Source organism: Streptomyces sp. NPDC058872 (assembly GCF_042743065.1).
Classification (GTDB): Bacteria; Actinomycetota; Actinomycetes; order Streptomycetales; family Streptomycetaceae; genus Streptomyces.
In genome coordinates, this window is the sequence record NZ_JBHYMK010000027.1 from 16536 (window position 1) to 28229 (window position 11694).

9 protein-coding genes are annotated in these 11694 nt (G+C 68.4%); 7 read left to right on the forward strand and 2 right to left on the reverse strand.

Annotated features, from left to right (window positions below):
• Positions 1-76: 76 nt before the first annotated feature.
• Complete coding sequence (locus ACFW22_RS18825) at positions 77-1348, reverse strand: IS256 family transposase (protein ID WP_386405745.1); 1272 nt, start codon at positions 1346-1348, stop codon at positions 77-79.
• Positions 1349-1747: 399 nt separating this feature from the next.
• Between ACFW22_RS18825 and ACFW22_RS18830 the strand changes: the two genes are divergently transcribed.
• From ACFW22_RS18830 to ACFW22_RS18860, 7 genes are all read left to right on the forward strand, one after another.
• A protein-coding gene (locus tag ACFW22_RS18830) for an IS3 family transposase (RefSeq protein ID WP_386405547.1) occupies positions 1748-2940 on the forward strand; the annotation gives its coding sequence in 2 pieces (ribosomal slippage) (positions 1748-2012 and positions 2012-2940; 1194 coding nt in all).
• Between the two features lie 155 nt (positions 2941-3095).
• Positions 3096-3401, forward strand: a complete 306-nt coding sequence (locus tag ACFW22_RS18835) for a hypothetical protein (protein ID WP_386405550.1) — start codon at positions 3096-3098, stop codon at positions 3399-3401.
• 123 nt (positions 3402-3524) lie between these two features.
• Positions 3525-5672, forward strand: coding sequence for a P-loop NTPase fold protein (locus tag ACFW22_RS18840; protein ID WP_386405553.1), 2148 nt, complete (start codon positions 3525-3527; stop codon positions 5670-5672).
• Positions 5673-6232: 560 nt separating this feature from the next.
• Positions 6233-6514, forward strand: coding sequence for a transposase (locus ACFW22_RS18845; RefSeq protein ID WP_386405556.1), 282 nt, complete (start codon positions 6233-6235; stop codon positions 6512-6514).
• A gap of 13 nt (positions 6515-6527) precedes the next feature.
• A complete protein-coding gene (locus ACFW22_RS18850; RefSeq protein WP_386405559.1) occupies positions 6528-7271 on the forward strand; it encodes an IS3 family transposase in 744 nt (247 codons plus the stop codon).
• Between the two features lie 510 nt (positions 7272-7781).
• Entirely contained in the window at positions 7782-8396 is a 615-nt protein-coding gene (locus tag ACFW22_RS18855) for a YdeI family protein (RefSeq protein ID WP_386405562.1), read from the forward strand.
• Between the two features lie 761 nt (positions 8397-9157).
• Positions 9158-10522, forward strand: a complete 1365-nt coding sequence (locus tag ACFW22_RS18860) for a PQQ-binding-like beta-propeller repeat protein (RefSeq protein ID WP_386405565.1) — start codon at positions 9158-9160, stop codon at positions 10520-10522.
• A gap of 120 nt (positions 10523-10642) precedes the next feature.
• On the opposite strand, the gene ACFW22_RS18865 is transcribed toward ACFW22_RS18860, so the two are convergent.
• A complete protein-coding gene (locus ACFW22_RS18865) occupies positions 10643-11149 on the reverse strand; it encodes a hypothetical protein (protein WP_386405568.1) in 507 nt (168 codons plus the stop codon).
• Between the last annotated feature and the right edge of the window lie 545 nt (positions 11150-11694).

Sequence of the window (11694 nt, forward strand, 5' to 3'; positions counted from 1 at the left end):
AAGCGATGCAGGGTCTATCAGGAATTAGGTGTGATTCGTCTGTTTGGCCTACGAGTTGATCGGTGGGCTGTTCGGCCTACACTCGTCCGGCGGTGAGGCGGCCGTCGAAGAGGACGTCGAACTCGTTGAGAGCGGACTTCCAGCGGTTGTTCCAGCGCTGGCGGCCGCGGCCGGTGGGGTCGAGGGCGAGGGTGGCCAGGTAGAGGCGCTTGAGGGCGGCCTGCTCATTGGGGAAGTGCCCACAGGCCTGGGCGGCGCGCCGGTAGCGGGCGTTGAGGGACTCGATTGCGTTGGTGGTGTAGACGACCTGCCGGATTGCGTCGGGCAGGCCGAGGAAGGGCACGAACTCGCTCCAGGCCCGTTCCCAGGTACCGGCGATCGAGGGGTAGCGCTTGCCCCACGTGGCGTCGAACTCGGCGAGCCGTGCCCGCGCTTCTTCTTCGTTGACGGCGGTGTAGACGGGCTTCAGGTCTCGGGCGACCTCGGCCCAGTCGCGGCGGGAGGCATAGCGCAGGCTGGCGCGGATGAGGTGGACGACGCAGGTCTGCACCACCGTGCGGGGCCAGACGGTGTTCACCGCGTCAGGCAGTGCGCTCAGCCCGTCGCAGACCAGCATCAGCACATCGCGCACGCCTCTGTTCTTGATCTCGGTCAGGACGGTGGTCCAGTACTTGGCGCCCTCGCCGCCGTCGCCGGCCCACAGGCCGAGGATCTCGCGGTAGCCGTCGGCGGTGACCGCGATAGCCACGTAGATGGGCCGGTTGGCGACGTGACCGTCCCTGATCTTGACGTGCACGGCGTCGATGAAGACGACCGGGTAGACCGCATCGAGCGGGCGGGTGCGCCATTCCGCCATCGATTCCAGAGCCTTGTCGGTGATCGTGGAGATGGTCTCCTTCGTGGTCGTCATCCCGTACGTCTGGGCGAGGTGGGAGACGATCTCACCGGAGGTCAGACCCTTCGCGGTCAGCGAGAGCACCAGATCGTCCAGCGCGCCCGTGCGGCGGGCATACGCGGGCAGGATCCGGGGCCGGAAGGTCCCCAGCCGGTCCCGGGGGACCTGCACCGTCACGGCGCCGACCTCGGTCATCACCTTCTTGGCCCGGTAGCCGTTGCGCATGTTGCCGCCCGAGCGGGATCCGCGCCCGCCGGCCCGGCCGGCCCCGGCGGCCAGGTGCTCGTCCATCTCGGCCTCCAGCGCAGCCTGCATTAGGTGCTGGGCCAGCTCGGGCAGCAGCCCGCCCTCGCCCATCAGCCGCAGTCCACCCTCGCCGCGGACCTTCTCGGCCGCCAGCGCGGCCAGCTCCTCCAGCAGCTCGCTGGACAGACCGTTCTCAGACACCGGCATCGACTTCACGTCGGCACCCTGAACGCCGCCGTCGGGCACGGCAAGCGACACGCTGCCCAAGGTCTCGATCCGGTGATCCATCGTCGTACTCATCAGGTGACTCCTTCGGGGAAGATCACACCTGATTCATGACACTCCCGCGATGCATGCGCGCGGCCACCGGTGGCGGCATGCCACCGCGACAGGGCCGGTGCGGCCGGCTGCGCGGGGCTGGAAACGGGCTGGAGGCCGGAGAAAACTGCGGGTCTGCTATCGGCGAAAGCCTCGTTGCGGATTGCGGGCCACACCGTTGTCGAAGGGCTCAAACCAGGAGTCCACACGCAGGTCTGAGCTGTACTGAGATTTGTGGAGTCCCTGATGCCAGGGTTACCGTCCTGGCGAAGGAGAACCGCCAGCACCATGGCAGCACCCCGTAAATACCCGGACGAGCTCCGCGAGCGCGCGATCCGTGAGGTCCGCACCACCGGCCGCCCGATCGCCCACGTGGCGAAGGATCTGGGCATCCACAAGGAGGCCCTGCGCGGCTGGGTCCGCCAGGCCGAGGCCGACCGCGGCGAGCGCGACGACCGGCTGACCACCGCCGAGCTCGACGAGTTGAAGCAACTCCGCAGGGAAGTCGCGGAGTTGAGGCGGGCGAACGAGATCCTGAAAGCCGCCTCGGTGTTTTTTGCCCAGGAGATCGACCGTCCCCGGACGAGGCCGAGCAGGTGATCGACCACCTGCGTGACAGAGGTCTCGGGGTCGATCCCGTCTGCCGGGTTCTTAAGCTGTCGCCGTCGACGTACTTCGCCCGCAAGAAGCGGCCGAAGTCGGCCCGCCGGCTCCGGGACGAGCAGCTGATGCCGCTGATCGAAGAGATTCATGCCGAGTCGGGCGGCACCTATGGTGCCCGCCGGATCACGCGGGCCCTGGGGCGCAAGGGGCACGAGGTGGCCCGCTGCACCGTCGAGCGGCTGATGGCCGAGCTGGGTCTGGAGGGCGTCATCCGTGGCCGACGGCGCCGGACCACGGTTCCGGAACCGTCGGCGCCGCGTCCGCCGGACCTGGTCGACCGCGATTTCACCGCCTCGCGGCCTGATCAGCTGTGGGTGGCGGACATGACGTATGTCCGCACCTGGTCGGGGTGGGCGTATGTGGCGTTCGTCCTGGACGTGTACTCGCGGATGATCGTCGGCTGGCAGGTCGCGAACCACATGCGGACCGAACTCCCGCTGGACGCCCTGGAGATGGCGTTGTGGAGACGGAGGATCAAGAAGGACTCCGGACTGATACACCACAGCGACCGCGGGTCGCAATGCGTGTCAATTCGGTATACCGACCGGCTCGCCGACATCGGCGCCTCCGCCTCCGTCGGCTCGGTCGCAGACTCGTACGACAACGCGATGGCCGAGGCGCTGAACGGCACCTTCAAGGCCGAACTGATCGAGATGCAGGGCCTCTGGAAGGACGTCGACCAGGTCGAGCGGGCCATCTTCCAGTGGATCACCCGGTACAACGAAGAACGCCTCCACTCCGCGCTCGACTACGTACCGCCCGCCGAGTACGAGGAAGCCTTCTGGCGGAACCAGGAGCAGACCCCGCAGTCCGCCTGAAACAAGATCACCGGACTCTACGAAACTCGGTACAGCTCACCAGCACAGACCGCCGAGGCTCTGGGAGTGCCCAGTGCCAACGTCCGCCAGAACCTGCGCCGGGCGCGTCACAGTCTTGAGCGCATGCTCCAGGAACAGGACGAAGGAGGTGCGCTGTGAGCAACTCGCCCAGGCGCAGTGCCGCCCAGCCAGTAGACGGCGTGCTGGCCTCCGCCATGCAGCGCCTGACCAACGCGTTGGAGGCGACCACGGATATCAACGGCAGGCTGACAGCCGCCTTGTACGCCGCCGTGCTTCCCCCCGCGCCTCCCGTCAAAGCCTCGATCGACACCTACCTCGACCACGGCGGGCAGGAACTGCAGGCAGTGCTTGAGGCCACCACAGACGTCGAGAGCCACCTCATCCTGGCCCTGCAAGAAATCGACCTCGATCCGCAGACCGGCAGCACCAGCGACGAGTAAGCACACAGACACAGCCGATAGACCTGACCTCACCGGCCTCACCACCATCGGTATCCACCCGGCTACCTGATCACATCCCCCGACCTGCGGCGGGGCGGCGCCGGGGTCAGGCACGATATACGGGTGAGTGACGCGCGTTTCTTCAATGACGAGCCCTTCCTCGACGACGAGGCGCCCGACCTGCTGGGGCGTGAACAGTACGCACGGCACGCCGTGGAACTGCTGGGGCGCGTCCGCACCCAGACCGACACCGGCGTGCTAGCTCTGATCGGTCCCTGGGGCTCCGGCAAATCGTCGGTCCTGGGCAAAGTGATACGTCTCCTACAGGGCCAGAACGGTCTCGGGACTTGGCTGGTTGCCGAGCTCAATCCATGGCTGTACTCCGATCTGGAATCGCTGACCGCAGCACTGTTCAGCGAGATCCGAGCCGCTCTACCCAAGGAAGAACGCTGGTCGGAAGTCCGCCAGAGGATCGGTGGCTTCGGGCAGGCCATCAGCCCCCTGGGCAAGCTCACCGCGCTAGCAGGTCTGGACTCCGAGGGCCTGGTCAAGGCCTTCAGCGACCGCATCAGTGGAGACACCAGCGCGTCGGCCGCCAAGCGCAAGGCCGAGGATGCACTACGGCAGGCAGGCCAGCCCGTCCTGGTCGTCATGGACGACCTGGACCGCCTCACCCCCGACGAACTGCTCCTGGTCTTCAAGCTGGTGCGTCTGGTGGGCCATCTGCCGAACGTCTACTACCTGATCAGTTTTGACGAGCAGACGCTCCTGGACGTCCTGCAGCGCAGTGACCTCGTGGGAAACAGCGAGGCCAGGGCCCGTGAGTTCCTCGAAAAGATCATCCAGGTACGGCTCGACCTTCCCTCGTTCCGCGAGCGCGACGCGGCCGCCATGAGCATCCGCGCACTCAACGCCCTTCTGGATTCCCATGGCCTGTCCATGACACCGGGCGAGGAGCGACGCTTCTCCGATGCCTACTTCCGGCACCTGCAGGACAGTCTGCAGACGCCTCGGGCCGTCAAACGCTACTTCGGGCAAGCCGACGCCACCCTCGGTTCCCTCGCCGGAAATGTGGACCTGGTCGACTTCCTCATCGTCACCTTCCTGCGCACCAACGAGCCAGGCGTCTACCGGCTCCTGAAGCGGCACCGCGCCGTACTGACCGGCACCAGCATCGACCCGGCCCATAGGCACAGCGCACAGCAGCCCGGCGAGCGAGCCGAACGCTGGCGCAGCCGCCTGCGCGAAGCCGGCGTGGTGGAAGAGCGCGTCGAAGGTGTACTCAACCTGCTGGCCCTGATGTTCCCTACCGTCCAAAAGGACCTCGGCAACGGTAGCGACGCGAAAGCCGCCGCCCAGCGCCGCGGGATCGGCAGCGCCGACTACTTCGACCGGTACATGGTCTTCGGCGTCCCCGACGACGACCTTCCCGAAGCCATCTTCGACCAGGCCCTGGCCCAGCTGACCGCCGACGCACCTGGAGAGGAAGCAGCCGAACTGCTGCTACGCCTCCGTGACGACACCCACCGCATCACGCGCCGAATCGAGCAGCGCCGCAGCGCCGGCATTCGCCTCCCTGCTGCTGCGTTGCTTAGGGCCATGGCAGACAGTTACGGGCAGCTGACCGCCGAACCGGAAATGATGGGGCTGGTCAACAGCGGCATGAGCCTGCAGTTCCTGGCCCGGGACCTCCTCACCGACCTCCCACCAGAACAAAGGGCCCCGGTCCTGGCCGCCATGGCCGCCACCCCCGACGGAGCGGTCCTGGCCGTCCGGACCCTGCACCGCGTCACCAACCCGGACAACAACGACTCCGCGGAAGTACAGACCGCCGAAGACTGGTCTCTTCAGGCCCGCGACGCCGTAACCGAGCAGATCGCCCAGCATCTCGCGCCCACGACGGGCAGACCTGCTGAGGAACTTACCGAGTCCGACACCGACCTGATCTGGATGTGGCGCCACACCCACCCCGACAGCCTGCGCCCCTGGCTCCGCCAACGCCTCGACAACAGATGGGAACCGCTCCCCCTCCTGGGTAAACTCCTCCACCCCGCATCACGCCCGCACCGCCTGATCGACGAAAGCGTCCTGGCCGGCCTCGACGCAATGTTCGGGCTCGACGACCTCTACACACGCCTGCACCCCCTCCTCCAGACCCAGACCAGCAACAACTCCGCCGACGAACACCACGCCAACATCCTGCAAGCACTCCGCGAGCACCGCCCCGCCACCGGCCAGACTCCACCCTCAGACTCCGGCACCACGGCATGACCCCGCGCCCGAAGAACACCCCGTCCGCGTTTCGAGTAGCGGCCCACCCCATCTGCACGCCACCCAAACAACCTGCACAACCCCAGGCCAAGAACCTGCAAGACCTCAGCAAGCCACGCTCAGCAGCACCAACAACGGCCCACTACAACTGAGAAACCCCCAGCTCAGAACACGCACACTGCGCACAAAAGATGACCCACGACAGCCTGCCCGGTCGTCAGAAGCACACCCTCCCCCTCCTTATATGCTGAATCAGATATCTGATTCAGCACATACCGTAGCGGGCTACGGGCATCGCCCCAACTCCTCACATCGGCGGTGCCTCAACGGACCTGACGCGCACGGGCGCCAGGCGTGCCAGGGGCTCGGCAGCGGCCCCCACACTCTCGGCTCGTGGCGCCACCCACCGCGGCCCTTGAGGCAAGCTTCCCGAGCTCATGCCACCCCAGGTCCGCCGCGTTCGATGCCTGGACACGGGGCCACCCAGTGCGGTGAAGGTTCCCCTTGATCGCGGACACCTGCAGACTGGGATCCTGAGGTTCCAGAGGGAGTAGCACCAGGTGGGAAGCAAGTACACGAAGCGGTACACCGAGGAGTTCAAGCGGGACGCGATCGCGCTCGTGGATTTCTCAGACAGGACGGTCACCGCGGTTGCCCGGGAACTCGGTATCAGCTCGGAGTCCCTGCGCGGCTGGTATCGCCAGGCCAAGACGGACCGGGGCGAGGGCGAGTCCAGTGAGCTGACCAGCGCCGAGCGCGAGGAGCTCAAGCGACTGCGCAAGGAGGTCCGCGAACAGCAGCAGACGATCGAGATTCTGAAAAAGCGACAGCCTTTTTCGTGAAGGAGAGCGACCGGTGAGCGAGCTGTACCGGTTGATCCACGCGGAGAAGGCGAACTACCTGATCGTGCTGCTGTGCCGGGTGCTGCACGTGACCCGCTCCTCCTCCTACGCCTGGCGCGAGGGCAAGGCTGCCTGCCGGGCCCGGCAGGCAGGCGACGACGCGCCCGCCCACGAGATCACCGTGCTCCACATCGCCTCCCGCAAGACCTACAGCGTCCCGCGGATCCATGCCGGGCTGCGGCGTCTGGGGCACCGAGTGAACCGCAAGCGCATCGCCCGCGTCATGCGCGAACGCGACATCCGCGGCGTCACCCGCCGCAAGCACCGCTCGCTGCCCCGGCCCGACATGAAGGCGAAGCCTGCCCCGGACCTGTTCGGCCGCGACTTCCACGCCGCACGTCCCGGCACCCGGCTGGTCGGCGACATCACCTACCTCCCGACGGCCGAGGGCTGGCTCTACCTCGCCTGCTGGCTCGACCCGGCCACCCGCGAGATCGTCGGTTACGCCATGGCCGACCACCATCGCGCCGACCTCGTCGTCGACGCCCTCGACATGGCCTACGGCCGAGGTGGCCTGGAGCCTGGATGCGTGATCCACAGCGATCGCGGCAGCGAGTACACATCGACCCAATTCCGCGATCGAATAAGTGGGTTGGGCTTTCGGCAGAGCTGCGGACGCACCGGATCGTGTTTCGACAACGCCGCCGCGGAGAGCTTCTGGGCCCTGCTCAAGGAAGAGATCGGCACCCGCATCTGACCCGACCGGACCACCGCCCGCACCGAGGTCTTCCACTTCATCGAGACCTTCTACAACCGCCGCCGTCTGCGCAAACACAAGATCTTCGGCTACCTCACACCGGCCGAGACCAGACAGCGGCATCAACACGCCCTCGCGACATAACGAACGAGTGTCCAAGATCACGGGGAAACTTCACGCCGGACCTGAACCTGCACGAAGGCATCTGGTCGCTGGCCAAGCGCGACATCGGCAACCTCGCCTCAGCCGACCTCGGCCAGATCACCCGGGCCGTCAAACGCGGGCTCAAACGGATGCAGTACCGCCCGGACCTGGACCGGCTCATCAACACCAGCCACACGGCTTGGGCCGCGCGGCCGCGTAACCGTCCACGCTCGGCCTCCAGCTCGTACGGCAGGCAGCCGTTCTCCAGGGTGGCTTCGCTGGGGGCGAGCCAGACCGACACCGACGCCGCGGGCTCGACGCGTCACCCCGACAGGTCGCACCACCGGGTTGCGGCACTAATCTGCGGTGGTGACCGGAACCGAGCTGGATGAGTTGATCGTCGCCGATGGCGCGGCGCTGCGCGCGTGGCTGCTGGACAACCACACCACCTCTCCTGGCGTGTGGCTCGTCCTGACCAGGAAGGGCGGCTCCGTCACCACGCTGACCTGGCAGCAGGCGGTTGACGAGGCACTGTGCTTCGGCTGGATCGACGGGCAGGCCCGCAAGCGCGACGAGGGCAGTTCCTGGAGACGGTTCACCCCGCGCCGACCTCGCAGCGTCTGGTCCCAGCGCAACGTCGCCAACGTGGCCCGGTTGGAGGCAGCGGGCCTGATGTTGCCCGCCGGCCGCGCCGCGGTGGACGCCGCGAAGGCCGACGGGCGGTGGGCGGCCGCCTATGCACCGGCATCGGAAGCGGAGGTGCCGGCCGACCTGCGAGCCGCGATCGCCGCCGATCCAGCGGCGCAGGCGATGTTCGAGGTGCTCACCAAGACCAACCGCTTCGCCCTCATCAACCGGGTCAATGCCGTCAAGCGGGCCGAGACGCGCAGCCGGAAGATCGCCGAGTGCGTGGCGATGCTGGTCCGGCACGAGACGTTCCACCCGCAGCGGGCCAAGCCGGCGGACCCGCCGGCATCGTGACCGGCCGCCTACCGGAACGGACAAGCCCATGCCATTGAGCGGAACTGCTCTCGACGGCCTGTCTCGTCCGCTTCACGAAGCGTGAAGGTCTCCGCTGGTGCGCGGTCAGCCGTATCGCTCGACGCCCCTGCCGGTTTCCACGTCGGCGAGGAGGGTTCCGGTGGGTGCGGTCCTTGCGGAAGGCGAACGCGTCGGCACCGCGCACGCGCGGGGCCTGGTCCGGACCGGGCCGGCCTCCGCGTTCGACCGCGACGGCCTGAGGCCACTCCCCCGAGCCGAGAGGCGCCCCGCCACAACGTTCCTGTGCACATCCGCTGCCCTGGGCAGTCACGGAACTCCGTTCAGGTCCCTTGTCGGTCGGGGCGCCCGTTCGTGCATCGCGCCGGTGGTGTCGACAGGTCGAAGGCGCTTGTGGCGGCGCTCCGCGCTTCGATGGTCCCCCTTGGCGGTCACCGAAGTTGCGGCGAAGTGACGGGGAGATCTCTGCCGTCAGGTCTGGCCGAAGCCGGAGCGGCGCACCGTGTGAAACGCCCCGGGCGGGTGGAGTGCTCCACGGGCTTGTCCGAGTGGCCGGCCCGCGAAGGTTCGGTGGTCGTGCCTCGTCTGAGGTAGTTCGACTGGGCATGAGGTCTGGTGCTCCCGAAGGTTCAGGTGATCACCGATCACGTACGCTGGGCGCTTTCGAAGGGGCAGCGAGGGGTGGGGGCCACATGCCGACGGGTGCGGGCGCGAGTACGGATGCGGGCGCTGAGGGGGAGGCCGTGGCGGACGCGGTTCCCGGGCGCCGCCGGCGGAAGTGGGGGGCGGCCTTGGCGGGCGCGCTGGTGGTTCTGGGCGTTGCCGGCACCATCGTCGGCGGCATCCTCTCCGACGCGGGTCTGCTGCCCGGCGACTCCATGGAGCTCGCCTGGCAGGCCCCGGTCGACCGCAGTGCTGCCGCGTACGGCAACGGCGACTGGCTCGTCGGCGACACCGTCGTCCGCAGCAGGTACGACGCCGTCACCGCCTTCGACGCCGGATCGGGGCAGCGGCGCTGGGAGTACGTCGTGCCCGGCCGGGACGAGGTCTGTGCCGTCAGCAAGGCGGCCGACGGCTCCGTCGCCCTGCTCGCCCACGGCGAGAGGCGCAGGGCGGACGCCCAGGGCGAGGTCGAGCAAGACGGCGGGTGCGCCACCGTCACTGCCCTCGACCTCACCAGCGGCCAGGAACTGTGGCACACCCGCCGCGCGCCCGGGACCGGTGAGCTGGTCGCCGAGCTCGACCTCGTCGCCACCGGCGGCGGTCTCGCCGTTGTGCGTGACATCGACGACGGCTGGCGGTACGAGTCGTCCGAGCCTCGCGGTGTCCTGCGCGGCGACCAGGCCCTGCGCGCCTTCGACCTGCGTACCGGCATCCCGCGTTGGAAGGCCGCGGTTGCCGAGGGGTGTGTCCCGCACCGGGTCGCCGCCGCCGCGCGGCAGGTCGTTGCGGTCCTCGTCTGCGAGCGCACGGAACTCAGGCTCGCCGCCTTCGACCCGGCCGACGGGAAGGAGCGGTGGATCGTTCCCTTGGACCGGCGTTCGGTCGGCCTGGAGGCCGACGTGACGTTTCTGTCCGCCGATCCGCCGGTCGTACGGGTCGTGGCGGCGGAGACGAGCGGGCTGCGGGCCTACCTCGCGTTCGGTCCGGACGGTCGTCCCCAGGGGCGCGTCGAGTTCGACGGCGGTGCCGGGAAGATCGACGTGTACGAGCCGGCCCGCGTGACCGTGGACGGGGAGGGAGGACGGCTCCTTGCCGTGACCAGCACCCGGTGCCGGCAGTGGCAGTGCGACCAGGTCGTCGCCTTCGACCTGTCGGACGGCCGCGAGTTGTGGCGCACGCCCCTGAACAGTCGGGACAAGGGGCTCGCGCTGCGGTCCGTCGGCGACCGGGTGACGGTGCTGGTCGACCGTGGCTTCAAGCAGTCGAGGAAGGAAGGGCTGTATGTTCTCGACGCCGCCACCGGAGACAGGGAGGACCGGCGCAGCTACTCGGAGGACGTCGACCGGGACAAGCCCATCGCCGATCTGATCGTCCACGACGACCTGGTCATCGCCGTGCAGTCGGGCGAGGGAGTGCGTCCCTTCGCGGCCTACCGTCCCTGGTGACACGGAGCCCGGCCCTGGCCCCCGTGCCCGGCCGCGCGGTGGTCCGTGCCAGCAGCTCGGGCTCCAACGGGCACGGAATCGTAGGAGGCGTCCGATCGGCAGCGGGCAAGAACCGGATGGTCAACTCCTCGTTTCTGCTGGTCTGCTGTGAAGGAACTGCTTCGCCGCTTCGGCCGCTTCCTTGGTGAGCTCCTCGACAGAAACTCCTCCGTTCTCTTGCCAAGCGTCCAGGTGGAGATGACAGGCGACGGGGGGCTGCAGCTCTTCGGGGTGGCCGAGGTCGTAGGCGACGTCTGCCCGGATGAGGTGGGTGCCGGTGGCGGGATCCAGGGTTCCGTCGGCCATCTGACCGGCGATCCAGTGGGCCATCGCCCATTTTGCGGCCCGGGTGTCGGCGGGCGGATGGAAGAGGAGTGCCGGCTCCTCCAGCACCTGGTCAAAGAGCGCTGGCGCTTCGGGTTCCTCGCTCCGAAGGAGGCGAGCCAGCATGGCGGGGGAAGGGCTCACGACCTCGGTCAGGAGGGCGTGAAGCCCTGCCAGGATGAGCCGGTCGGACCCGACGTGCCTACCGAGTGCCCGCTCGCGCGCGATGCGGCGGAGCCGTTTGGGGGCGTCATCGGGAGTCATCAGGAGTCATCGGGGTCTTCTCGGTCGGCGTCTGCGGGCAGCAGGCTCGCACATCCGCCGATGCTGCTGCATCGCCTTTCCCTTCGGCCCGCATGTGTTGTGGCAGACGGTCTTCTGCGCGGACTGCCGTTGTGGAAGGCCACGTGCGGGTGAGCGCGGATGGACAGCGCTGTGGCTCTGCGCGGATAACGGCGGATGACGAAGGCGCCCGGTCCCTCAGGTTCCGAGGCGCGGCGCGCCCGTTCCCTCCCCGTGGCAGGCCGGTGTGTCTGCGCGCTCGATGCGTTGACGTCCGGCTGACGGCCCGCTCCTGATCCGCGCCTTCAGACCGTCGGTGCGGGGCGGGGCACCTCCTCGTGGGGCGGGCGCGCACCGTGCCCGGCGATGGCCGGAGGGGAGGTGTGATGATCGGTTGCACGCTTCTGTCCAAGGTGGCGGCTTCCGGTCTTTCTGGGGGAGGGTCGAGCCGGGGGGGGGGGGGGGGGGGGCCCCCCCCCGGGGGGGCCGCCGGCGGGGCCGCCGGGCGGGGGGCGCGGCGGGGGACC